Source organism: Nonomuraea sp. SBT364, from assembly GCF_001083785.1.
In the GTDB taxonomy this organism is placed as follows: domain Bacteria; phylum Actinomycetota; class Actinomycetes; order Streptosporangiales; family Streptosporangiaceae; genus Nonomuraea.
Genome location: NZ_LAVL01000072.1, coordinates 1 through 22,557, shown reverse-complemented (window position 1 = coordinate 22,557; position 22,557 = coordinate 1). Strand labels below are relative to the sequence as shown.

Annotated in this window: 23 protein-coding genes; 6 read left to right on the top strand and 17 right to left on the bottom strand. The window is 68.6% G+C overall.

Annotation, left to right across the window (positions count from 1 at the left end; all coding sequences use genetic code 11):
* Positions 1-13: 13 nt before the first annotated feature.
* From ADY59_RS27330 to ADY59_RS27310, 6 genes are all read right to left on the bottom strand, one after another.
* A complete protein-coding gene (locus tag ADY59_RS27330) occupies positions 14-991 on the bottom strand; it encodes an SDR family oxidoreductase (protein ID WP_049567498.1) in 978 nt (325 codons plus the stop codon).
* Positions 992-1,086: 95 nt separating this feature from the next.
* Complete coding sequence (locus ADY59_RS27325; RefSeq protein WP_049567495.1) at positions 1,087-3,135, bottom strand: caspase, EACC1-associated type; 2,049 nt, start codon at positions 3,133-3,135, stop codon at positions 1,087-1,089.
* The gene (locus ADY59_RS27320) at positions 3,116-3,463 is read right to left on the bottom strand and encodes an effector-associated constant component EACC1 (protein WP_156325770.1); all 348 of its coding nucleotides are present in this window, start codon (positions 3,461-3,463) and stop codon (positions 3,116-3,118) included. Before ADY59_RS27320 ends, ADY59_RS27325 begins: the two co-directional genes overlap by 20 nt.
* Positions 3,464-3,775: 312 nt before the next feature.
* A complete protein-coding gene (locus ADY59_RS54110) occupies positions 3,776-4,273 on the bottom strand; it encodes a DUF6086 family protein (RefSeq protein ID WP_442937735.1) in 498 nt (165 codons plus the stop codon).
* The gene (locus tag ADY59_RS27315; protein WP_049567491.1) at positions 4,240-4,653 is read right to left on the bottom strand and encodes a type II toxin-antitoxin system VapC family toxin; all 414 of its coding nucleotides are present in this window, start codon (positions 4,651-4,653) and stop codon (positions 4,240-4,242) included. The genes ADY59_RS54110 and ADY59_RS27315 overlap by 34 nt, the downstream gene beginning before the upstream one ends.
* Entirely contained in the window at positions 4,650-4,910 is a 261-nt protein-coding gene (locus ADY59_RS27310; protein WP_049567489.1) for a hypothetical protein, read from the bottom strand. The genes ADY59_RS27315 and ADY59_RS27310 overlap by 4 nt, the downstream gene beginning before the upstream one ends.
* A 335-nt stretch (positions 4,911-5,245) precedes the next feature.
* On the opposite strand from ADY59_RS27310, the gene ADY59_RS27305 reads away from it, so the two are divergent.
* Entirely contained in the window at positions 5,246-6,577 is a 1,332-nt protein-coding gene (locus tag ADY59_RS27305) for a DUF4041 domain-containing protein (protein WP_082310440.1), read from the top strand.
* Between the two features lie 56 nt (positions 6,578-6,633).
* Here the strand turns inward: ADY59_RS27305 and ADY59_RS53755 are convergent, their stop codons facing one another.
* Positions 6,634-8,670, bottom strand: a complete 2,037-nt coding sequence (locus tag ADY59_RS53755) for a SufS family cysteine desulfurase (protein ID WP_063780799.1) — start codon at positions 8,668-8,670, stop codon at positions 6,634-6,636.
* Positions 8,671-8,854: 184 nt separating this feature from the next.
* Between ADY59_RS53755 and ADY59_RS53465 the strand changes: the two genes are divergently transcribed.
* The gene (locus ADY59_RS53465) at positions 8,855-9,985 is read left to right on the top strand and encodes a helix-turn-helix domain-containing protein (RefSeq protein WP_049567487.1); all 1,131 of its coding nucleotides are present in this window, start codon (positions 8,855-8,857) and stop codon (positions 9,983-9,985) included.
* 371 nt (positions 9,986-10,356) lie between these two features.
* Here ADY59_RS53465 and ADY59_RS50375 read toward each other — a convergent pair whose 3' ends face one another.
* Complete coding sequence (locus ADY59_RS50375; protein ID WP_156325769.1) at positions 10,357-10,551, bottom strand: hypothetical protein; 195 nt, start codon at positions 10,549-10,551, stop codon at positions 10,357-10,359.
* Between the two features lie 93 nt (positions 10,552-10,644).
* Here ADY59_RS50375 and ADY59_RS50370 point away from each other — a divergent pair, with 93 nt between their 5' ends.
* The 3 genes from ADY59_RS50370 to ADY59_RS27285 are packed head-to-tail and all read left to right on the top strand — an operon-like array spanning position 10,645 to position 11,816.
* Positions 10,645-10,806 carry a hypothetical protein gene (locus tag ADY59_RS50370; protein WP_156325768.1) on the top strand — a complete coding sequence of 54 codons (162 nt, stop codon included), beginning with the start codon at positions 10,645-10,647 and terminating at the stop codon, positions 10,804-10,806.
* 37 nt (positions 10,807-10,843) lie between these two features.
* Positions 10,844-11,359 carry a TlpA family protein disulfide reductase gene (locus tag ADY59_RS27290; RefSeq protein WP_049567485.1) on the top strand — a complete coding sequence of 172 codons (516 nt, stop codon included), beginning with the start codon at positions 10,844-10,846 and terminating at the stop codon, positions 11,357-11,359.
* Between the two features lies 1 nt (position 11,360).
* Positions 11,361-11,816 carry a S26 family signal peptidase gene (locus tag ADY59_RS27285; RefSeq protein ID WP_049567483.1) on the top strand — a complete coding sequence of 152 codons (456 nt, stop codon included), beginning with the start codon at positions 11,361-11,363 and terminating at the stop codon, positions 11,814-11,816.
* Here the strand turns inward: ADY59_RS27285 and ADY59_RS27280 are convergent.
* The 3 genes from ADY59_RS27280 to ADY59_RS27270 form a co-directional block, all read right to left on the bottom strand.
* Positions 11,803-13,521 (bottom strand): AfsR/SARP family transcriptional regulator, encoded by a 1,719-nt coding sequence (locus tag ADY59_RS27280; protein ID WP_049567480.1) that lies wholly within the window; start codon positions 13,519-13,521, stop codon positions 11,803-11,805. The two genes, ADY59_RS27285 and ADY59_RS27280, sit on opposite strands and share 14 nt — an antisense overlap.
* Before the next feature lie 84 nt (positions 13,522-13,605).
* Complete coding sequence (locus ADY59_RS27275) at positions 13,606-14,715, bottom strand: STM4015 family protein (protein ID WP_053175198.1); 1,110 nt, start codon at positions 14,713-14,715, stop codon at positions 13,606-13,608.
* Positions 14,716-14,904: 189 nt separating this feature from the next.
* Positions 14,905-15,333 (bottom strand): HIT family protein, encoded by a 429-nt coding sequence (locus ADY59_RS27270; RefSeq protein ID WP_049567478.1) that lies wholly within the window; start codon positions 15,331-15,333, stop codon positions 14,905-14,907.
* Positions 15,334-15,846: 513 nt separating this feature from the next.
* Between ADY59_RS27270 and ADY59_RS27265 the strand changes: the two genes are divergently transcribed.
* Entirely contained in the window at positions 15,847-16,404 is a 558-nt protein-coding gene (locus ADY59_RS27265; protein WP_049567475.1) for a hypothetical protein, read from the top strand.
* On the opposite strand, the gene ADY59_RS27260 is transcribed toward ADY59_RS27265, so the two are convergent.
* The 6 genes from ADY59_RS27260 to ADY59_RS27235 all read right to left on the bottom strand — a co-directional run bounded on the left by ADY59_RS27260 (position 16,361) and on the right by ADY59_RS27235 (position 22,475).
* Positions 16,361-17,011 (bottom strand): hypothetical protein, encoded by a 651-nt coding sequence (locus ADY59_RS27260; RefSeq protein WP_049567474.1) that lies wholly within the window; start codon positions 17,009-17,011, stop codon positions 16,361-16,363. The genes ADY59_RS27265 and ADY59_RS27260 overlap by 44 nt on opposite strands.
* A gap of 104 nt (positions 17,012-17,115) precedes the next feature.
* Positions 17,116-17,361, bottom strand: a complete 246-nt coding sequence (locus tag ADY59_RS27255; RefSeq protein ID WP_049567473.1) for an HIT family protein — start codon at positions 17,359-17,361, stop codon at positions 17,116-17,118.
* Between the two features lie 21 nt (positions 17,362-17,382).
* Positions 17,383-18,045, bottom strand: a complete 663-nt coding sequence (locus ADY59_RS27250; RefSeq protein WP_049567470.1) for a class I SAM-dependent methyltransferase — start codon at positions 18,043-18,045, stop codon at positions 17,383-17,385.
* 60 nt (positions 18,046-18,105) lie between these two features.
* Positions 18,106-18,414 carry a hypothetical protein gene (locus tag ADY59_RS27245; protein WP_156325767.1) on the bottom strand — a complete coding sequence of 103 codons (309 nt, stop codon included), beginning with the start codon at positions 18,412-18,414 and terminating at the stop codon, positions 18,106-18,108.
* 106 nt (positions 18,415-18,520) lie between these two features.
* On the bottom strand, positions 18,521-20,779 hold the full coding sequence (locus ADY59_RS27240; RefSeq protein ID WP_049567466.1) for a glycosyl hydrolase: 2,259 nt from the start codon (positions 20,777-20,779) through the stop codon (positions 18,521-18,523).
* 274 nt (positions 20,780-21,053) lie between these two features.
* Entirely contained in the window at positions 21,054-22,475 is a 1,422-nt protein-coding gene (locus ADY59_RS27235; protein WP_049567464.1) for a glycosyl hydrolase, read from the bottom strand.
* Positions 22,476-22,557: the final 82 nt, after the last annotated feature.

Here is a 22,557-nt window from a genome sequence, read left to right as displayed (position 1 = left end):
TCCGGCCCTCGAGTCACTCCTCGCGAGGGCGCATGTCGGGGAACACGGCCGCGAGGGTCGGGCTGTCGGGCCGGTACAGGTCCAGCGGGTCGGCGCGCATGGCCGCGTCGAGCGCGTGGGCGTCATCACCGACCAGGATGCGCCACGTGCCGGCGCGTACGCCCTCAAGGATGACGGTCGCGGCGTCGGCGGCCGACAGCGGCGCGGTGTCGCGAAACCACTCCCCCATGCTCTTGGCCGCAGCCCGGACCTCCTCATCGCTCAACCGGTCGGCGGGAACGCCCGCGACGGCGGCGGCGAGCGTGCGGGCGTCCGCGAGTTCCTCGGCGGTCATGTCGTCAGGCTCGGAGTAGCCATGGATCCGGCGGGAGTTGATCACGATCTCCGTGCCGACGTGCCCCGGCATCACCAGCGCGACCCGTACGTGCGGCGCGTTGATCCGCAGGTCCGTCAGCATCGCCTCGGAGAAGCCCTTCACGGCGAACTTGGCGGCACTGTACGCGCTCATCGGCACACCGGGGCCGGCCGCCCAGAACCCGTTGACGCTGCTGGTGTTGACCAGGCACCCCTCATCACTGGCGATCAGGAGCGGCATGAACGCACGCGTGCAGTGGTACACCCCGCCCCAGCAGACGCCGAACGTACGCTCCCACTCGGCACGCGGGCTGGTGACGAAGCTGCCGCCGCCGCCGATGCCGGCATTGTTGAACAGCAGGTTGACGTGGCCGGTCCGGTGCCGCTCGACCACCTCGTCGCGGAACCTCGTGACCTGGGCCTCGTCCGACACGTCGCAGGGGTGGGCGGTGACCCGCACCTCGCCGCCGCCGGGTGCGGCTCTGACGGCTCGCTCGGCGGTGACGGCCAGTCCGGCCTCGTCGACGTCGCACGCGGCGACCGAACAGCCTTCGGCGGCCAACCGGACGACCAGTTCGCGCCCCATCCCGGCGCCGCCTCCGGTGACGACGGCCATCTTTCCCGTGAACGATCTCATCGCTCGACCCCTCCGTCGCTGACCACACTCGGACGTACCGGGGCGGCCATCAACGCGGCGTGCTCGGCACTTTCCTGGCCGAAGACCCCGACTTCTCAGGTGGGGCCCAGGTCCCACAGCCGAGTTGTCCTTGAGTCAGCCTCGCCCCCGGAGCCCGAGGAAACAAGGACGACGGTCCTGTCTTCGAGCCGACCAAGTGCCGCTGCGCCCGTGAAGTGCGAATCACGGTTGTGCAAGGTCTTGCCACGCTGCCGGCCGGACCGCAGATCCCACACTCGCATGGCGTTGTCATCGTCGATGAAGACGGCGATGGGCCGGCCCTCGAACTGCCCGATCCCGACCCAAATGACGGGCGGGAGATGGCTTTTCAACGGGTCTCCGCGCTGCCTGCCGGTTTCCAGGTCCCAGACGCGCACCGTACCGTCGGAACTGCCGGTGACGGCGATCGCCTCACCGTCGAGCTGACCGATCGCGATGGAGCCGATCAGATCGGTGTGGCCTTTGAGGAGATTACCGCGCTGCCGTCCGGATTCCAGATCCCATACCGCCAGTCCGCCGTGGGAGTCGCTGGCGGCGACGACGGCCTGGCCGTCGAGTTGTCCCACCGCCACCGCCGCCACATCTGAGGTCAGGCCGGTGAGACGTGCACCATATCGTTCGCGAGTCCCCAAGTCCCAGACGTCGATCGAGGGACCGTAGCTCTCACACACGGCCACCGTACGCTCGCCGAGCTGCGCGACCTCCACGCCGAAATTATGGCCGTTGTCAGGCTTGATTCCGATGGTCTTGCCACGCCGCCGGCAGGTTTCCAGGTCCCACACCACGATGTCCCATAGACCGGCGGATACGCAGATGGCCTTGCCGTCGAGCTGCCCCGTCGCCACTGCCATGATGAAATTGGATGGACCCGACAGAAACGGCTGGTGGGTTCCCTTCATGGTTTCACCATGCTGTTCGAGCGTCTTCAGATTCCACATGCGTACCGTGTTGTCGGTGCTGCCTGTCACGCCGATGGTCATGTCACCGAGCTGCCCGATCGCCACCGCGGAGACATTGAGAGCGGAGATGAAGCTCGTCGCCCGGGGAGAGCTCGCCGGCGTGGCGCGGGCCGCTGCGGTGGCCGTCGCGCTTGGGACGGTCGAGACCTTGCCGGACGGTGCGCCGGACGGGGCGCCGGAGGGGCTGGTGCCGCGACGCCGCTGTTCGAGCCAAGGCGGAATGAGCAGGCCCGCGACCCCGGCGGCGGCCGCGGTGGTTGCCGCGGCCACTACTGCCCGCCGGTTGAGGAGCAGCCGCGGTGGTGGAGGCTGACCACGTGAGGTGTGGAGGTCTTGCGCAGGCGAGGTGCGGGGGGAGGCGGCGGGAGGGCCGGAGGCGGGGACAGCGAGGTTGCGGGCGAACGGGTAGCGGTCTGCGGTGTCGGTGCCGCGCTGGTGAGGCAGGGGCAGGCCGGCCGCGGCGAGGCGGCTGCGCAACTGGGGGAACAGGTCGGCGAAGGTGAGGTACGCCGGACCGTCCGGGATCCCCTCGCGCAGCAGGCCCAGCAGATGACTCGTGAACGAGGTGAGCTTCCCCTGCTGATCGGCCAAAGGCGGGACGTGGGCGGGCTGGTTCCGGGTGGTCGCGGTCAGCGTGTACGCGCCGGCGACGTGGGTGAGATCGGCCAGGCCGTCGCCGGATTCGGCGGCGAGGGCTTCGATGGCCTGACCGGAGAAGCAGCAGTCCAAAATGGTGATCTTCGTCCGGGCGGGGCTCTCGCGCAAGGCCTGAGCCAGCCAGGAATAGGCGATGCCGGTGTAATCGGGGGCGTCGGCGACGGAGTCGGCCACCGCCAGGCACAACTGGCCGCGGACGGTGAGCTTGCCGTGCCCGACGTAGTACAGCAGCAGCACCTCACGCGCCTCGCGGGCCAACTCCCGCAGCGTCCGGGCGACCTGGCCGGCGTTACGCGGATCGCCCAGCACCGTGACCCGCTCGGCCGGCCAGCCGCACAATCCCGGGGTGCTCAGCACCCGGCGCATCGCCTCCAGGCTGTTCAACGCGGCGGGCACCGGGGGGAATCCAGGGTCGTCGTAGCGGCTCACCCCGATCAGGACCGCCCGGGAATCCGAGCGGTCGAAGGGATCAGGGAGTCTCGCCGTCACCGAGCACCTCCCGCAGCAACGGTAAGACGTCCTTGATGTTGCTGGCTTCCAGCTCCACGGTCCGCTCTCCGTCGGAGACGGTGACCTTGACGTCGCCGCGCCGGGTACGCAGCCAGGTGTTCAACGCTCGGGACAGGACAAGACCGGCCCCGCCGGAGCCCAGCACCACGGTGATCAGCTCTACCGCGCCCCCGAGCTCTTCCTGCCCGATCTCCTTCTCCACCGGGCTGACCTCACCGCGCAGGATTTCCTCATCCTGCAGCCACTCCCACAACGCGGCCAGTTCCGCTGCTGCGTCTCCGCCGGTGATACGAATCCGTACGTCCACGTCCCTCCCTTTCGCGGTATGGATCGGCTCGCCGGAGCGGCCTTTCAAGACACGACCGCTGGTCCCACTTGCAACTTTGATACATACGCGAAGAACAGAGGTGGCTATTGCTGGAAATAGCTGCTTGGTGATGGGCGGTCAGGGGGTTGAAGAACGCGGCCGTCGCCCATGGCGCCGCGCCCGGGATCGACGTGGAAGTCGTCGAGTGAAACCCCTGCCGGTAAGGGTTTATCCCCCAGCCGAAACGCTGGGTCGTCGAACAGGTGCTCTTCGACTCCGCCATTCCCGGTGCGTACCCTGCCTGTGCCAGCCTCAGCGTGGCATTGCCCGAGCGTGCTGCGCCGAAAGGGCCGCCCATCGGCCAACATCGACTGCCTGACTTCCCGGCGGCCATGCGGAATGCTCGCTCACCCGTACATCCCTCCTGCCGCCGTCGTTCGCATCAGGCGCGGGAAGTTCTGCTCCACCGCGCTCGACGAGCACCAGAGCCGTCGCTATGAAGCCCTCCATGAGTGAGTGCAGAATTGGATGGTTCGAACGCTCGTAGCGCCCGACAAGTGCGCTCACGAAGGCCGCGAAGGCGGCCGGGTCGACCTCACATTCGTCGCTCTCCATAGGGCCGAGCCCTGTCGGTAGTCCCGTCTCGGGGGCAAGAGCCTCCGCTGATCGTATGAACAGACCGGCGACTCCGGTTGAGGGGTTCCAGAGGACTTGATCGCCAATCTGGAAATACTGGCTCAAGTTCTCCTCGTTCCAGCCCGGCCAGGAGCATGACCTCAAACCTTGATGACGGTGACGCGTACACCACACAGGGCGGCGAGGTCCTCGGGGGCGGAGGTGAGGATTGTGACGGGACCTGGGGCGGCGAGGGCGGTGGCGCTGAGCATGGCATCGATGGCGTACTTGTGCCCGTGCAGGCCGGCGTCGGACAAGAGCGTTGCGGCGTGGCGGGCGATCGGTTCGGTGACCGGCTCGACGACAAGGCGGGACAGCGTCCACTCCAGGGCCGGCCGGTTGACGCGTGGGTGGACCACCTCGACGAGGGTGGCGGCCAAGGTGATGACGCGGAGGTCGTCCGCACGGGCCAGAGCAAGCCATGCGGTGACGGTACGGTCGCGCAGGACGGCCTTGGCCAGCCCCTCGCTGTCAAGGACAAGGGTGCCGCCGGGAGTCGCGGGAGAACGGGTCACGCAGCCGCCCCACCATTGGCCTGTTCCCGCCGGACCTGGTGGAGCTGGTCGCGCACTGCCTGGACCTCCTCGTCGGCGATGGGGCCATGCTCGGCCTCGGCGACCTGGATGAGTTCGCTGAGGTTGTCGCGCTCAATCTGGCGCGCGACGGCAGCGGCGACGTAAGCGGACAGGCCGGAAGGACCGCTTGGGGATCGGGCGGCCTCGGCGATGTCACGCGGCATGGTGATCGAATACTTTCCAGTAGGCTCGCTCATGCTCCTTGTCCTACCGCTTATCCTCCCATGCGGCCCCAGCACCAGCCCGCCTGCAGGGGCGTTCGACGAAGGCACCGGACGCGGACGGTACGCGCCTTGAGATCTCGGACGCGATCTTTGATGAACCTTACGGATGTGGCGTCGTGTAACCCACATGGCGCTCACAGCTATCTCACGGTGTATGACGTGTCGCCTACACCCGAGGAGGGTCCTTGCCCGAGCACCACTTCAACTCTCCTCCTGGATGGCCGGTTCCACCTCGCGGGTGGAAGCCGCCACAGGGATGGCAGCCGGATCCGTCGTGGCCACCGGCTCCAGCCGGCTGGGAATTCTGGATGCCTGTTGAGACGCCCGCAGAACCTCCGGGCACACCACAGATTTCTGAACGCAAAGGCGGCGGCCTGTTCGGCGGCAAGAAGCGACTCGAAGAGGAGAACACCCAGCTACGACAATGGGTGGAGCGCCTGGGCGGAATGGACGCCATGAGCATTGCCACGATGACCGAGGCCATGCACCTCGAGCACGCAGGACTGCAGACCGCCATCGACGAGGCCACCCGGCGGCTGCGCGAAACGGAGGTGCGGGTCGTACAGACTGATGAGACCGTTCTGCTCCAAGAGGTAGGGGTCTACGAGTATCGGCATCCGTTGAGCGACGCCGTGGCCTATAAGGACCGGCTCGCGCAGGTGAAGGCCCGCATCAAGGAGTTGAGCAAAGAGGGCCGCGCCGTTGTCGGCGCCACCAACTGGCAGGTGAACGGGTCAGCAGCCGAGGGACGCAAGATGGTGCGGGACTTCTCCAAGTTGATGCTGCGCGCCTACAACGCCGAGGCGGACAACTGCGTCCGCACCATGCGTCCGTACAAGCTGCAGTCGGCGATCGATCGGCTGGAGAAGGTTGTGGAGACGATCGTCAAGCTGGGGCGGACGATGCACATCCACGTCAGCCCCGACTACCACCGCATCCGGATCTACGAGCTGGAACTGATGGCCGACCATCTGGCCAAGCAGGAGGAAGAGAAGGAACTCGTCCGCGCACAGCGTGAGCAACAGCGTGAGGAGGAGGCCGCGCGCCGCGAGTTCGAGCGCGAGAAGGTACGCCTCCGCAAGGAACAGGCGCACTACCAGTCGGCATTGACCAAGCTGCTCAAGAACGGCGCTGCGTCAGCGGAGAGCGTGGACGAACTGAAGGCAAAACTGGAGGAGATCGGCGTGGCTGTCGCTGACGTCGAGGCCCGCGAGGCTAATACCAGGGCCGGCTACGTGTACGTCATCTCCAACATCGGCGCATTCGGCGACACTGTCGTGAAGATCGGCATGACTCGTCGGCTGGAGCCGGAAGATCGCGTACGCGAACTGGGCGATGCTTCGGTTCCCTTCAGATTCGACACACACGCATTGATCTTCAGCGAGGACGCGGTGGGGCTGGAGGCGCGGTTGCATGCGGAGCTGAGCGATCGGCGGCTGAACAAGGTGAACCTTCGCCGGGAGTTCTTTCATGTCACGCCGGCCGAGGTGCGCGACCTGCTCCAGAAGATCGCTGGTCAACATCTCCTGGAGTACCGCGACACAGCCGAAGCTCTCGAATGGCGGCAGTCGGTTGGAGCGATGCAAGACTCCATCACCACCCACGGCTTGGGCGAAGGCGGCGGCGACGTAGGCAGATGAACGGTGCCGAAAGGCCACCTCCCGGTGGGAAGTGGCCTTCGTGGGGAAGACGGCGGTCAGGCGCGGGCGGTCACCACGGTTACGGCGGTCTCCGAGTGGACGCCGTTCTCATCCGTGCAGTGCGCCAGATTCGCGCGTACGGCGGCCGTGAGGTCGGCGCGGCGCGAACCGACGTACGGACTGACCGTGGAGAAGTCGAACAGGCAGCAGATCGCGTCAGGCCCGCCGGGTACGGTGGCCGGCAGTGTCCAATCGTGGAGTTCGACGTCGACGAAACCGGCCTCCTTCGCCAGCGTGGCGACCTCGATCCCGGGCAGGGACCACGGTTCCTCGAAAAGGTCCGCCTTGTCGGGGCCGAGGACGGTGGCGACGGCGTCGTGCATGGCGCGGAAGAGCGGGTTGCGGTGCAGCGGCTGCCACGTGGCGATGGCGATCCGGGCCCCGGGGCGGGCGGCCCGCCGCATCTCGGCCAGCGCCGCGCCGCGATCGGGGACGAACTGCAGGACCTGCTGCATGGTGATCAGGTCGAACGCCTGGTCGGAGACGTGCAGCGGGGTGGCGCCGCATTCCGAGTACTGGATGGGGGCACCGTCGACGGCAGGTAGTTCGGCGGCCAGGGCGAGCATGGCGGGGTTGAGGTCGGTACCGACCACGGCGCCGGTGGGGCCGATCGCCCTGGCCAGCACCCGGGCGACGGTGCCGGGGCCGGTGCCGACGTCGAGCGCCTTGGTGCCGGGGGCCGGGGCCAGCGCCTCGACCATGTACTCCGCCCACGGCTGGAAGATCGACGGCAGCAGGACGTCCTTGTAGGGCCGTACCTGGCTGACGTCGAAGGAGGTGTCCGCGGTCACGGCGGCCCGGGATCTCGTGGCCTTTTCCATGATTTCGGCGAGGATGTCGACCTCGTCGGGGGAGTTGTACAGGTAGAACGAGGCCCGGATCGCGGCCGGGACGCCGAACCGGCTGCACGCGAGCTGCGCGCAGTGGTTGCCGGATCGGACGGCGATGCCCGCCTCGTCCAGGCTCGTTCGCATGCGCTGCAGTGGGATGCCGTCAACCACGAACGACAGCAGCGGCAGCCGGTTCGCGGTGCCGGTCGGGCCGATGAAGCGGATGCCGGGCACGTCGCCGAGCCGGTCCAGCGCGTACTCGATCAGGGCCTGGTCATGGGCGGCGATGGCGTCCATGCCGATCTTGTCCAGGAAGTCGCAGGCGGCGCCGAGGCCGACGGCCTGCGCGACCGGGGGTGTGCCGGCCTCGAACTTGAGCGGGGGCGCGGCGTAGTGCATGGCGTCCACCGCGACGTTCTCGATCATCTCGCCGCCGCCGAGGAAGGGCGGGAGCGCTTCCAGGAGGTCGTACCTGCCCCACAGGGCGCCGATTCCGGTGGGGCCGCACATCTTGTGGCCGGAGAAGGTGACGAAGTCGGCTCCCAGCGCGGTGACGTCGATGCCGAGGTGCGGGACCGACTGGGCCGCGTCGACGACCATCAGGGCGCCGACCTCGTGCGCGCGGGCGGCGATCGTCGCGACCGGGTTCACCGTGCCCAGGATGTTCGAGGCGTGCACGACCGTGACGACCTTGGTCCGCTCATTGATCTTCTCGTTCAGGTCGGACAGATCCAGGCGGCCGTCGTCGGTGATGCCGAGATATCTGACCTTCGCCCCCACCCGTTCGGCCAGCAGCCGCCACGGGATCAGGTTGGAGTGGTGCTCCATCTCGGTCAGGACGATCTCGTCGCCGGGACCGACGCGGAGCCGCCCGTCCGCCCAGATGAGCGAGTTGGCCAGCAGGTTGACGGCCTCGGTCGCGTTCTTGGTGAACACGATCTCCTCGGCTCGCGGTGCGCGTACGAACGCGGCGATCTTGCTTCGCGCCCCTTCGTACAGCTCGGTGGCCTGTACGGCCAGCCGGTACACGCCGCGGTGCACGTTCGCGTTGGTGCGGATGTAGTAGTGGTTCAACGCGTCCAGGACGACGGCGGGTTTCTGCGTGGTGGCGGCGCTGTCGAGGTACACGGGTGGGCGGGAACCGTCAGGGGCGGTCTCGAAGAACGGGAATTCCTTCCGAATCGACTCGACGTCGATCGCCATCGTGGTCTCCTCCTGCCGAATGGTGTAGCGGCAGTGTCGGCGGAGCCCGGCCGGGTAGATCCAACTGGAGTTGCGTCATGCCGACCCTCCAGTATGACCCACATTTCAGATGGGCAGAGGCGGCAAGAAGTGGCCGTCATTTCCGGCCATCGAGAGCCTCCGATTCCTCACCTAATGTGTCGGTATGGTCGCCGATTTCTTGGTTGACGGCGCGCGGATCATGGCCAGGCGCCGCTCGCGCGGCCTTACCCGGAGAATCCTGGCCGACCTGGTCGGCTGCAGCGAGGAATGGCTCCGCCTGGTCGAGAACGGAGTGAAACCCCTGGATCGGCTGTCGACCATCATGCGGATCGCCGAAGTGCTCCGCGTCGAGGATCTCTCCGAGCTCGTCGGCGGCCGGACGAAACTCCCGCTCGCCTGCGACCACGGCGAATCCGACGAGGTCGGGAACGCGCTGCTGCTGCCCGGCCGGTTCACTGGAGAGGCCACCGAGAGCGTGCCGCAGGTGCGGCACCAGGTGATGGCGGCGTGGGAGATCTGGCAGCGCTCGCCCCGCCGTTACACCGAGACGCGCCGCCGCCTGCCGCCGCTGCTGTCGATGGCCGACCTGTCGGCCAGGGTCGCCACCGGCGCGGACCGGGAAGCCGGGACGGCCGGCCTCACCCAGGTGTACCGGCTGTTCGCGGCGCTGCTGCGAAGCTGCGGCCAGCACGCGCTGGCCCTGGTCGCCGCCGATCGCGCGGTGGCCTCCTCGGCGGGCTCGGCGATCACCCAGGCCGAGGTGGCGGGCGTGCTCGTCTCGCTCGGCCGGTACGCCGACGCGCACTGGCTGTGCCAGGCGGTGATCGGCGACCGGCCGGAGTCGCTGGAGGTCACCGGGCTCTGCTACCTGACGGCCGCGCTCGCCGCCGCCGAGGAGAGCGACGTGCTGCGTACCGAGGAGCTGCTCAATCACGCCCGCAAGATCGGCGACCGGCTGGGCCCGGAGTTCGCGCTGGAGGTGGATCTGCACCGGGTGGCGGTCGCGGTACGGATGGGCCGGTACGCGCAGGCGATCCGCCTCGCGGCGGGCGTCGACGCCGACCGCCTCCCCGACAAGGACCGCCAGGCGCGGCACCTGCTGGCCGTGGCCACCGCGTACGCGATGGACGGCGACTCGAGCGCGGCCATGGCGCTGCTGTGGCGGATCGTCGAGGGCTGCCCGGAGGAGCTGCGATTCAACGCGGACGCCGGACCGGTGCTGGCCCGGTTGCGGGCGATGGACTGCGAGTCGACCCGGGGGGAACTGCGGGAGATGACCCGGATCACCGCTTGACTCATCAACGTCGGGGGATGGACCACCTCTGCCAGGGCTTGCCCGACCATCAGCCGGGCTCGACGATCGCCGTTTCCCGCGCGGGGTTCGATTCCCGTCACCCGCTCCCGACGCGGAAGCTCAGGTAGGCCGGAGGACCCCGGCGATACATGGGGCCATGTATCGCCGGTGTGCTCCGGCTGTGGCGGATCTTCCTACCGTGCTCATCGAGTCAACGGAAAGGGAAACGCGATGAAATCGATCGGTTCGTTCGGCGACAGACTCCTGTCGCTCCTGGTCCCGAAGGCCGAAGCCAGCGCAGCCTGCTGGGTATTCGGCGGCCGTGGCTATTGGAGTTGCATCAACGGCTGCATCTGCAAGTGCTGCCGGTTCTACCAGGGCGCCGTGCGGTGCGGCAATTTCCAGGACACCTGCGACGGCTGACCCCAGCCGGCGATGGGGAGCCGGGCCTCGCGTTCCGGCTCCCCGACCGTGGCGGCGCGGCCGGCCTGGCGATCCGGGCGCGCCAGGATGACGAAGCCGGCCATGGCCGGGATCGCAGCAGGTGCGGCGACCTCGGACATCATCCGTCCACGACGTGACGCCGGTCGCGTATAGCTCGCGTGTATGCCGCATTCCTAACGTGGCAACCGGCGGCTGCAACCGGGAAAGGAACGTCGGTGGAGTCGATCAAACTGCTGGGCGACAAGCTTGTGGCCAGGCTGGTGTCGAAAGGTCAACCGGCCAGGAACTGCTGGTACGAGGGTGTCGCCTGCCGATACCGCTACTGCTGCGCGGACACGCCCGCCACGATCTGCACGGCGCACAAAGAGTATTGCTGACACAGAGAGTATTACCGGCCTCATCAGGGAGCTCAAAATGATCGCGCTCTATGTCCTCATCTGCCTCGTCGGTGCGGTCGCGGTGCTCGACCTGGTTCTCACGGTGGGTGTGATCCGCCGGCTGCGCGAGCACACTCAGATGTTCGGCGAGATGACCGGCAGCGGCGCGGTGATGGCCGAGGCGGGCAGTGAGATCGCGGCCTTCGACGCCGTCGCCACCGATGGCGGCAGGGTCGAGAACCCGAAGCTCGTAGGGGTGTTCTCGCCGGGCTGCCCCGCCTGTGAGGAGAGGATGCCGCTCTTCATGGACAGGGCCGCCGGTTACGACCGTGCAAGCGTGCTCGCGGTGGTCGCCGGGCCGGATGGCGCGGCGGCGGAGTACCGCGGCCGGTTGGAGCCTGTGGCCCAGGTCGTGGTCGAGCCGTCGGGCGGTGCGGTGACCTCGGCCCTTCAGGTGAAGGCGTTCCCCGCGTTCGCGGTCCTGGACGGCTCCCTGGTGGTGGCCTCCGGCACCACGCTCGACGCCCTCGACGCGGCCCTGATCAGGGTCTGACGTGCTGGTGGCCGCCGGGGTGCTGGTGACCCTCCTGGTGTTCGCCTGGTGGCTGCGCTCCCGGTTCACCCTGGTGACGGTGCTGGGGCTCAGCATGGCCCCCACCTTCGGAAATGGTGATCGGGTGCTGGTCAGCAGGGTTCCCGCCGGGAGGATTCGGGCGGGAGAGATCGTGGTGATCAGCTTCCCCGCGCAGGAGCCGGGTCGCCAGTGGATCATCAAGCGGGTCGCCGCCGTCGGTGGTGAGAGGGTGCCGGACTGGCTCACCAGCAGCCCGGGGCTGACCGGGGCGGCGGCGGTGCCCGCGGGGAGTCTCGTCGTCATCGGTGACAACCGGGAGGCCAGCCTGGACTCCCGGCAGGCGGGGTTCCTGCCCGCCGATCAGGTGCTCGGCGTGGTCCGTCGCCGGATGCGTGCCGCACGGGGCGTCAACGGGCCGGGGCTCAAAGCGGGTTGAGCGGTGTCAGCTCCCGGGCGAACAGCCGGGTCAGCTCGGAGAGTCGATAGTGCTCGCCTCCGATCGGTTCGAGGAACCACAGTTCGGCCAGCCTCCATAGGGCCGCGGTGCCGTACGCGAGGTCGGCGTCGAGGAGGTGGGCGGCCCTGCTCGGTGAGTAGAGGGCGAGTGAGCCCTGGCCCATGCGCAGGAGCAGGGAACGGGCCGCGGTGTCCAGGGCTGAGCCGTTCTGCTCGATCTGGGTCAGGCCGCCGCGCAGTTCGTCCCTGAGTGAGAGGTCGTCGCAGGTCAGCATGTCGAGCCGGTAGCGGGGATCAGCCAGGAGGCGGACGTAGCCGTGCAGGGAGCCGTATCGGCGGACGGCGATGTTGCGGGCGGCGAGGTGGAGCGCCAGCGGCAGGTGCTCGCAGAGGTCGGCGATCTGGTGGAGCAGGGCCCGCTCATGACCGGACCGCTCAAGGGTGGGGAACGGCGCCGAGGTCAGGAGCGCGGTCAGCAGGGCCACCGAGGCCGCCGCCGGAAGCCGGTGGATGGCGAGGTGCCGGGAGCGACTGAGTCCGGCGAGCGGAGACCGGCTGGTGACGGCGATGGCCGCGCTCGGGTAGGCGGCCTGGACCGGCCGCACCTGCCGGATGTCGGTGATGTTGTCGAGCAGGATCAGCTGCGGCAACCCCTCGCCGTCGTCGTGCAGGGGCGCAAGCGCCCTCTCCTCCCGCATCGGGGGGGCATTGCACGCCAGATCGATGAGCCGGAACTGCAGAGGCCGATCGGCGGCGGCAGCGAGCAGGGCGTGCCTGGCGAGTTCTGACTTGCCGACCCCGACGGCGCCGTGAAGGACGATCGCCTCTCCCGGTTCGGCGCCGACCAGCATAGAGGTCAGCTCCGCCAGTTCGGCCTCGCGGCCGTAGAGAGGCCCGCCGACGATCGGAGGCGGCAGCGGGGTGGCGGGTGAACGCACGCCGAGCGGGGCCTCACCGTTGAGGATGGCCCGGTGGAGCGCGACCAGTTCGGGGCCGGGGCCGACCCCCAGCTCGTCGCCGAGCACCTTCCTGGCCTGCCGGTAGTCCGACAGGGCACCCAGCGAGTCTCCCGCCTGGTGCCGTGCCCTCATGAGCAGGGCCCAGAAACGTTCCCGGGTGGGGCGCAGGGAGACGGCGTCGTAGGCGTGGCTTACGGCCAGCCGGAAATCGCCGGTCAGCAGGAGTGCCTCGATCAACTCTTCCATGACCTGACACCGCTGATCGGCCAGCGCGTCCAGAGACGGCCTGAGGGTCCAGGTGATCGCCAAGTCTTCCGCCGGCTCGCCCCGCCAGCGGGCCAGAGCCTTGCGGAAGTGACCGGCGGCCTGGCCGGCGGCGCCGGCCCGCACCGCGAGCCGCCCCTTGGCGGCGGCTTCCCGGAAGTCGGCCACGTCGAGCTCGCCCTCCTCGATCCGGAGGGCGTACCCGCCGTACTTCGTGACGAGCCGGTCCTGGTGGTCGAGCAACTTGCGTAACCGGCTGGCGTACGTGCGTACGTTGGCGATGGCCGAAGCCGGTGGCTCGCCGTCCCACAGCACCCCGAACAGCCGCTGCAAGGAGACCAGCTGGTTGGGCTCCAGCAACAGCGCGGTCAGGAGGACGCGGACCTTGGCCGACCCGATGCGGCATTCGCGCCCGTCCCGCTTGACCTGGACGGGCCCGAGGAGGCTGAACCGAATGCTCACCAGTCACCCTCAGTTGACTCGATGGGAATCCGTGGGAGCGCTCCCACTTCAGTGGCGAGGCGCTGGTTTCAGACGGCGTGGTGCTCAGTCGGTGATCGCCGGGAAGTACGAGACGGGCTCCCAGTCGTCCTCGTCAGCCGAATCCTCAGGATCACCCCAGTCCTCCCATTCGTCGAGTTGCTGGCGGTCGTTGGTGTCGACCTCGACTCCCGCATCGGTGAACCGGATGCGAATCCGTTCGGTCATCTCTTCCGACATGTAATGGTGGTGCAGGTCGAGCCGGTCCAGGTGGCCGAAGCTCGGGGTGTCCAGGAGGCGGGCGCCCTTGTCGGTGAGGGTGCCCAAGGACACGTCGAGGGTGGCCAGCCGGCGGGTGATGGGGGCGTCGGCCAGAGCTGCGACCAACTCGTCGGTGTTCTGGCCGTTGCGCAGACCGAGGTGCTTCAGAGCGGGGAAGACCGAGCCCGACAGCAGCGGCGCCAGATCGGCGGGCCGGGCGCCGTCGTGGTCCGCCGAGCCGAGGAAGAGCTCCAGGTGCTCCAGCGCGGGAAGCTCGGAGGCCAGAACGCCGCGTACCACGACCGGATCCAGCCGGTGTGACTGAATCGTCAGGCGGCGCAACGCTTCATGACGCGGTACGTTCCACGCGAGGCTGAAGGTCCCGACCCCGTGGAACGTCATGTGGTCGGCCCCCCGGACGGCGAATTCGGTCAACGCGGGAAAGGCGTCCAGCAGCGGCGAGACGTCGGTCTGTGCGATCCAGGAGATCTTCTTGGTTTCCGCGACGACGACCTCGCCGAAGAACAGCGCGCTCAGCGCGGGAAACTCCGCGCAACGCTCGATCAACAGGTCGCGCACCTGATCGGGCCAGTCGTTGGCCGGCCCGGGGTTCCAGCAGTCGCCGATGATCAGTGCGGTGATGACCGTGGTGTCGATCTCGCTGACGAAGCGCTCAAGGTAATCCCGGAAGCATTCCTCGTCCCCGCCGCTCTCCAGCCGCAACCGCCACGCGAACGCGCTCGGATCGGCTTTCGCGGCTGCGTACCGTTCGCCGGAAGGCATCGAGCCGGGCTGGGAGCGGCCATCCTCCGCCTCGAACCCGGCATGCAGCAACTTGACGGCGAGAGCCTCGGTGGACAGGAAGTCGATGGTCTCCAGCCCTGCGAATTCAGGCAGGTACCCAAGGTTCGGCATGTGCAGCCTTCCGGCCGTTCCGGGATCGAGGATGACAGAAAGATCGGTGGAGCAGGGCGGCCCTTGGCGGCCAGGTCGGCATGGCATTGCCGGTCAAACCTAGGGAGCGGCGGTATGTGCCGGGTATGCCGGCGGGCCGAGCCACCTCCGAACCGGGGGAGTTCCAGGCCGTCGCCTGGGCTTCGTGGGCTATCGCCCGGTGAGTGCCTCGCGGAGTCGTGCGGCCTGCTGGGCCCGGGCTTCGAAGGGGATCTCCAGCTTGCCGGGGTCCGCGAGGATGAATCCGTCGTCAGGGGAGCGGGGGATCACATGGACGTGCAGATGGGACAGCGTCTGGCCGGGGATGTCGTCGTTCTGCAGGACCATGCTGCCGGGCGCTCCGAACACCTCGCGAACGGCGGCGGTCACCTGGGCGACCACGTCGAACAGCTCGGCCAGAAGGCCGCGGGGAGCGGCGTGGAGACTCGTCACGTGCGCAGCCGGGAGCACGAGACAGTGGCCGAGGTTCTTCGCGCGCTGCCAGGGGACGGGCAGGACGAAAACGTTGGCGGTGCGATGGGCGACGAGCTCACCTTCTACATCGCCGGCGCCGATGGGACAGAAAGGGCATGAGTTCATTGGCTGGATTCTCGGCCACTTCGATCTCTGCGTAAAATTCATTGTTTTCGGGTTCTGGCGTCGAGTTTCGCTTGAGGTCCCCTGGGGGGCGGATGCAGCCTGCGACACAACCACCGACGACGGATCTCCTGAGCAAGCTGATCGCCGCGGCCGAGGGGCGACAGGCAAGCCCGGGACCATCGCCCCTCGTCACCGCGCTGGAGCGCGGATATCGACGAGCGTGGCCAGTATTGATCGCCAGACTTGTGGCGATCGCCATTCCGTTCCCCGAAAATGCCGTCACGGCCGCCATCTCGGTCGCCGCGGCCGCGAGCTGGCCGTACGTCCTCAACCTGCTCGCGCTCTTCTGGTTGCCCGAGGTCGCCTATCGGGATCTCACCAGAAACCTTTTCGGGCTGACAGGCGTACCCATCTGCATGGCCATGCTGGCGTTGGCCTGGTGGTCGTGGCGGCGGGCCGTCACCTTCGCCGGGCAACATCGCGGTGATGCCGCCCCATCCCGCGCTCCTGTACGTGCTGGTCGGATGGTTCGGGTTCACCGGAGGCGGAGTCCTTTACTGGCTGCTCACCGTGGCCGAGGTGCCCTTCCGGCTGCTTCGCTGCCGGGAGCTGTCCATGTCATGGCTGGATCCGGCCCACACGCCGGCCGTCAAGGAGGCTTGCAGGCTCTACGCGCTGGTGGCGGCGGGAATGGCCACGGGGGTGATCGCCTCGGAGGTCGCCGCTGCCGTTCTGGCCGGCGTTCTGCGCTCTCCCGTGGCCTCCGCGTTTCTGACCGTCTTTCCGGTCCTGGCGGTGCTGCTCGCGCTCTACGTCGCCGTGCAGCCTTACGCGACACTTTCCCGGCTGGTGCGCCGCCACGTCGACACCATCCTCGGCCCGATGCTGCCTCAGCTGGCCCGGCCGGACAGCGATCTGCTGGCTGCGCCCGGCTTCGAGGACGTCACCAAGACCTACCAGTATTTTCGCTCGCTCAAGAGCCTGCCGATCAGGACGGGGTGGATATTGCAGTACGTGGCGGGCATCGTCACGTCTCTGGTGATCTTTCTCGCCCAGAAATTCCTGTCATAGCTGCACCGGGCCGGGGGCGGGAGTGGGTGAGGCGGTCGGTGACGTAGTGCCGCCGTTCCGGCGGAAGGTCGCGAGCGGTCATGGCCCGGTGGAGAAGAGCGGCGTCGAACCCGTAGGTCGCCAGGTGGTCGAGGAGGGGCTCGTATCGGTCGGGGCGGTCGCGCAGGAGCTCGGTGGCCAGCCGCAGCTCCAGCCGCACCACCGGGACGCGATACGAGCCGCACGTGATCATGACGTAGTGCTGCCACGGGCCGCGGCCGACGCACTCCATCCCGTCGGAATCGGTCTCCTGCTCGACCGTGCTGATTTCCACGTGCACCCCGTTCACCTCGTACCTGGCGAAATACTGCGCGCTTTCGGGGAGCCACGATGTCGCGTAGAGACAGGGGAATGGGGAGAGGGCGGCGGCGACCGTGTCCACGTCCTCGCGCCGGGCCAGCAGGAGATCGAGATCTCCGACAGGAAGCTGAACGCCTTGCAGCAGGGCGGCCCCCGTTCCGCCCACGCGGTACGCGGGGGCGGCGCCCACAGCCCGCAGGGCGGTGAGAGTCTCCTCCAACGCCGACGCCACGTCCACGAGCTGCAGAGATGCCTCGTCCAGTCCCATGGCGACGAGCGTACCGATCAGGCGCCCGCGCGGTCAGGGCTCGTATCGGAGTTTCCGCAGTGCGGTCGCCGGCCGTCCGCGCGATCAGGTGAGGGCTTGCCGGATCAGTGTCGCGTCCTGGTCGAGGAGGTCGCGCGAGCGCTTCTTCCAGTCTGCGGTGACCACCACGCCGTCTCCCGGAGCCCCGACGCGCGCAACGCGACCGACAGGCGCCGTGCCGTGCGCCGGATCGCCGTACCGACCTCGTCGTCGGCGTCCGCCAGGCCGGCCACGTGCGCGCGGGGGATCACGAGTACGTGTCCGGCCTCGGCGCGCCCCGCGATGAGCTCGCAGAAGATGCAGAACTCCATCGGCTCATGATTGCGGCGTACTCAGGAGGCGTGCGGTTTGTGGGCCAGGAAGAAAGCCTGCCGGCCCGAGCGGGGCTTCTCGCTGTCATCGGGTTCGCGGATCAGCTGGGCATCCACGACCAGGCCGGATGTGCTCATGAGTTCGGCGATGTGCTCAGGGCGCATCCAATAGATGTCGAGCGATATTTCGTGGCCGTAGCCGTGTCGGGCGTGGCGGCGTTCGTCGCCGACCTTGAAGGCGATCAGGAAGTGGCCGCCCGGGGCCAGCACCCGATGGATCTCGTCGAACACCGCCGGCAGCACCTCCGGCGGGGTGTGCACGGTGGAGTACCAGGCGATGGCGCCGCCGACGGCCTCGTCCGCCAGGTCCAGAGCGGTCATCGAGCCCTGCTCGAACCGCAGGTCCGGGTAGCTCCTGCGGGCGACCGCGACCATCTGCGGTGACAGGTCGACGCCGAACGCGTTCACGCCGAGGGACCGCAGATGGGCGGTGACGCGGCCGGGTCCGCAGCCGAGGTCGGCGACCTCTCCGGCGCCCGGGCCCCGCACGTGCTCGGCGAACGCCGCCGGCATGGCGCGGTCCAGCGGCTTGCCACCGAGCTCCTCCCGGAGGAGCTCGGCGTAGTCGGCGGCGACGGTGTCGTAGGCCACTTGGGTGGCGTGCAGGTAAGCGGACTCGGTCATGGCCAAGGACGATAGCCGCGTCGGCGGCAGAACCCATGGACAACGGGCAGTGCTGCCGCATCAGGTCAGCAGGTCCACAACGCCTTGAGCCGCCACCAGGGCGATGCTTCCCCACAGGGCCGTGCGAACTCCGCGCGCCAGTTGCCGCCCGTCGTTCCGCCGGATCCATCGGGCGGCGGCCACCTGCGCGACAAGAAGCAGAGCCAGCACCCAGACCGGGAAGACCCACCCCGGAGGCCACAGGGAAAGGAACATGAATGCCACCTGGTGAGGCGGAACCGCGAGGAGGAAGAAGGGGAAGATCAGCAGGTTCCACGAGAAGACCGCGACCGCCAGCAGCAGGACGACGTACGCCAGGCCGAGGAACATCCGGGCAAGCTTCCACCACATCGTGCCCCCTCATCGTCTGGTTCCAGGATGAGGGGGCACGATGTCGGGACGATCACCCGGGCGTTGCGGAATCGCGAGGCGCGGGTCAGCGGCCGGCGGTGAGCCGGACCGTGGCCGAGACGGGGTCGGTCCCCCGGTAGTCCCTGCCGGGCAGGAGCGTGAGCGTGACAGTGCGCCTGTCCGGGCCGGAGCCGGGCCGGTCGATGACCCGCACGGTCTCGGTCGCGGTGGTCCGGCCCGGGGCGAACGTCACCCGCCCGTCGAGCGGCACGTAGTCCCGGCCCGCCCGGGTGTGGCGGTCGTCGCGGACGGCGTACCGTACCGTCAGCTCCCGGGCCGCCGCGTGCGCCGGCCGGACGAAGGTGACGACCCTGTCGGCGCCGGCCTCCAGGGAGACGCGGGGGCGCGGATCGACCGCGTTGTGCCGGGTGGCCAGCCTCGGCACACCGGAGGCCCCGATGCTGTGGTGGTAGAAGTCCGCCATCGCCTCCTCGGTGTTGTGGTTCCAGGTACGCGCGCCCCACGGCATGGCGAGTGTCCAGTTCGGCTGGGCGGCCTGCTCGGCCTGGGTGGGGAGGACGAAGGTCTCACCGATGATCATCGGCTTGCGGTCGCGCCGCGCGATCGACGCGGCCTGCTCGTAGTGGCGGGCGGCGTAGCCCTCGGGGTCGTAGAAGTCGACCGACAGCACGTCGTAGTAGTCCTTGCCGGGGCTGAAGCTCGACCAGTCGTTGGCGTCGTACTCGGCCAGGCCGCCTTCCAGGCCCTCGTAGCGGTCGAACTTGGGGTCGCCGTCGGCCCACCCGTAGTTGTCGGGCAGGTCCTGGACGTTCCACACCCAGACGAGGTTGGACAGGCCCTTCTCGACCTCCAGATAGTCGTGGAACATCCGGTAGAGGCCGGCGCTGCCGGTCAGGCCGGGACGTCCGCCCCACCAGAAGACGTGCTGGTTCATCTCGTGGAAGGGCCGCAGCAGCACGGTCACGCCGGCGTCCTCGAGCTGCTGGAGAAGGCGGGCGTACTCGTCCATGCGCCGCTTCCAGTTGGTGTTCAGCGGGGTGCCGTCGGTCATCAGCTCCTTCCACCGGTCTTCGTAGAGGTAGCTGAAGATGCGGTTGGGGGAGGGCAGCGTCTCGTGGGCCTGGTCGCCGCCCCAGCCGCCGGCGCGTTCCTGCTCGACGGTGTACTGCGGCGGCGACACGTGGAACATGATCTGCACCAGGCTCCCGTTCGCCCACTGCCGCTCCACCTCGTCGATCATGTTCTGCCGGTACGGGACCGTACCGCCGGTCAGGAAGTCGGCGCTGTAGAGGGCCGGGTAGACGCCGAACTGGTTGGCCACCCGCTGGTGCAGCACGTCGGCGTTGAGCGGGTCGGCGTACGACTGGTCGTGGTGCATGGCCGAGAGCATCCCCTTGCCCGTCAACCTCTTCAGGTAGTCCACGACGTCCACGCGCGCCGGCAGGTCGCGTACGGTCACCCGCAGGCTCACGTCCAGGTCGACGGTGTGGGTGACGCCGTTCTGGTGGACCTTGAGCTGCCGGAGCCGGACGACGGCGGTGCCCCGGCCGGCGAAGTCGCCCTTGGGGACGAAGCGGTCGCCGAAGGCGGGGACGACGGCCGGATCGCCGGAGGTGTAGCGGGCCTGCACGATCGTCGCGCCCGCCGGCAGGACGGCGTTCCGGTTCAGCGTCGTGACGAGGTTGCCCACCCGGCTCGCCGTGAGCGTGGTGCTCGGGAAGGTGACCTCGGGGACGTACGGCTTCTCCGCGAGGACGAGTTCGATCTCGTCCACCGTGAGGCTTCCTTCCGGTACGCCGCCGACCTGGTTGACGTAGAGGGCGAACGACGTAACGCCGGAGGTGTTGAGCGTCCCGGTGCCCGACTTCGGGGTGAAGGCGGTGATCGGGACGCTCACGTGCTGGGGCGCGGTCGAGGTGGGGTCGAAGCCCGGCACCGTGTTCAGGTGGGCCTCGTAGGAGTCGCCGTCCGAGAGCTGGAGCAGCACGTCCTGGCCGGGCGTGCCGTTGGCGATCCACAGCTCCACGGCCCGCAGCCCCGGCCAGTAGCCGTTCACCGGCCGCGAGCGTCCCGAGTAGCCGCCCGTCAGCGTGTACGCCAGCGCCATGGCATGGCCGAGGCCGTCGCCGAACGGTGAGGGCACGAGCGTGGCGACGTTCGTCCCGCCGTTGGGGTTGGGCGGGTACGCGGCCGACAGCCGGGCACTGTCGGCGTAGGCGGAGAAGTCGTCCAGTTTCTCCCGGTACGCGTCATCGGCCCGTGCGGGCGGGGTGGCCACGCAGAGGGAGAGAAGGGTCACCAGGACGGTGAGCACCTTGGTCATCGGTTGCTCCTGATTGTGTCGCGCCACCAGAGGGCGCTCTGCTCGGGGATGCGGCGCTGGTGTGGATTCGTGGGATACGCGGCGGCTTCGCTGACCGCTTCGCGCGGCGTGTCGATTATCGGAGCGTTGATCAGAATGGCCTGGTGGCTCTGGTCATCATGGGCCTGGAGTTCGCGGTGGCGGCCGACTCTCGGATCAGTCGGCGGTCTCGGCCTGACGCGGCAGCCATGGTTCTTCTGCTGACCCCTCTTCCGCCGCCTGGTTCGGCGGAAACTCATGCGGGCAGGGTCCATTTCTGGTTGGCGTTGGCGGTGCAGGTCCAGATCTGCAGCGGGGTGCCGTCGGCCGAACTCTGCCCGGTGGCGTCCAGGCACCTGCCGGTGGCCGGGTTGGACAGGCGCTGGGTGGCCGCGTCGTAGCGCCACTGCTGGTTGGGGTTGCCGCTGACGCAGTCCCAGATCTGCGCCCTGGTGCCGTCGGCGTTCACACCGCCCGCCACGTCGAGGCACTTGCCGAGCGCGCGCACCGTCCCGTCGGCGCCTGCCGTCCACGCCTGCGCGGCGCCGTTCGCGTCGCACGTGTAGAGCTGCACCCGGGTGCCGTTGGCGGAGTCGGCCGCGGCGACGTCGACGCACTTGCCGCCGATGCCCCTGATCTTTCCGGTACGGGTGCCGCCGCCACCGGTGATGGCGAATTCGCCCCGGTTCAGCACGCGCGGACCGAAGTAGCTGGCCTGCACGCTCGCGTTGGTGTTGTAGGCCGGGTCGACGAGCCATTCCGCCCACACCATGAACCAGGTCCAGCGGGGCTGGGCGTCCAGCAGCGCGGGGCTGGGGGCGCGGCCCACCTCGGCCAGCGAGATCGGCTTCCCGCCGGCCACGTCGATCATCGCCTGATAGTCGGAGGAGGAGGGCTCCAGCTTGGCCCAGACGTCGAGCGAGGCCACGTCCGCGTAGGCGGAGCCGGGCCAGTACTGGCCGATGGAGCCCATGGAGACGTCCTTGACGTTCCAGACCCAGACGAGGTTCGTCAGGCCCTGGGCCGTGTAGTAGTCGTGGGTGATCTGGTAGAGCTTGCGGCTGCCGTTCGCGCCGGGCCGGCCGCCCCACCAGGACCAGCCGTCGTTCATCTCGTGGACGGGCCGCCACAGCACGGGCACGCCGGCGCTCTGGAGCCGGCGCAGGTAGGGCACGGCTTCGGCGAGACGGTTCCTGAAGGCGTTGTTGAGGCTCGTGCCGTTGGTGATGAGCTGGTTCCACTGGCTGTCGGACAGGTGGCTGAGCACGCCGCCCGAGTCCCAGCCGCAGGTGGAGCCGGTGGTGGGCGGGCACATGTGCCAGGTCAGAGCCACGACCGAGCCGCCCTGCCACTGGCGGATCGCCTCGTTGACCATCGTCTGCCGGTTGGCGACGTCGGAGGAGGCGAACAGGAAGTCGCCGCCCCACAGCCCCGGAGTCTGGCCGGTGATGCCCTGGACGAGGCGGGTGTACTTGGTGGGATCGCTGTTGGGCTCGCGGTTGTGCTGGCCGGACAGGGTGGACCGGCCGGAGATCCCGGCCAGGTAGTCGATCAGGTCGGCCCGGGAAGCGGCCGGGAAGGCCAGGGCGGGGGAGGCGAGGCCGGCGACGAGAAGTAACGCCGCCGCCACGACGGGCGCGAGGCTTCGCCACAGGCGGGAGGGAAGGGAGGCACGCATGGGGGGGTGTCTCCTTTAAACATCTGGCGCTGGCGGAGAAAAGGAAAGTGGTGATATCGGGGGTAGCGCTGTGCTTAGAAAA